A 449-nucleotide genomic window follows, 5' to 3' on the forward strand; every position below is an offset into this window, starting at 1 on the left:
CCCTGAAGGCCTACGTTTCCGAAACCGGCAAGATCGTTCCGAGCCGTATCACCGGCACCAAGGCCAAGTACCAGCGTCAGCTGGCGACCGCTATCAAGCGCGCCCGCTACCTGGCCCTGCTTCCTTACACCGACAGCCACGGCCGTTGAGATCGGGCAGTCGAACGCTGGTAAGGGATAGATCGCATGCGCGCACTGGCTGAGTTCACCATGCGCGGCCGCATGCAGGCCACGCTCGCCGTGGCAGGCTCCGCGGTTGTTCCACTGTTGTTCTGGCTGAGTGCCGCCGCCGGTAGCCTGGTGCTGCTGCGGCGCGGATTCGGCGACGCCTTCGGCGTCCTGGCCTGGGCGGTGCTACCGGCGATGTTCTGGTGGTACCTGGGCGATCCGAGCATCCTTCTGGTCCTGCTCGGTACCCTGACGCTGGCGCAGATCCTGCGCGCCAGCACG

The 449-nt window shown here is 66.1% G+C and carries 2 protein-coding genes; both read left to right on the top strand.

Annotated elements, in window-relative coordinates; genetic code table 11:
• Positions 1-2: 2 nt before the first annotated feature.
• Positions 3-149, top strand: a complete 147-nt coding sequence (gene rpsR / locus FLP08_RS17035; protein ID WP_500681182.1) for a 30S ribosomal protein S18 — start codon at positions 3-5, stop codon at positions 147-149.
• Positions 150-185: 36 nt separating this feature from the next.
• Positions 186-449, top strand: a 264-nt coding sequence (locus tag FLP08_RS17040; RefSeq protein WP_202912804.1) for a hypothetical protein, incomplete at its 3' end; no start/stop codon positions are given.

Origin of the sequence: Christiangramia aestuarii (assembly GCF_009735585.1) — a bacterium.
Lineage (GTDB): Bacteria > Bacteroidota > Bacteroidia > Flavobacteriales > Flavobacteriaceae > Christiangramia > Christiangramia aestuarii.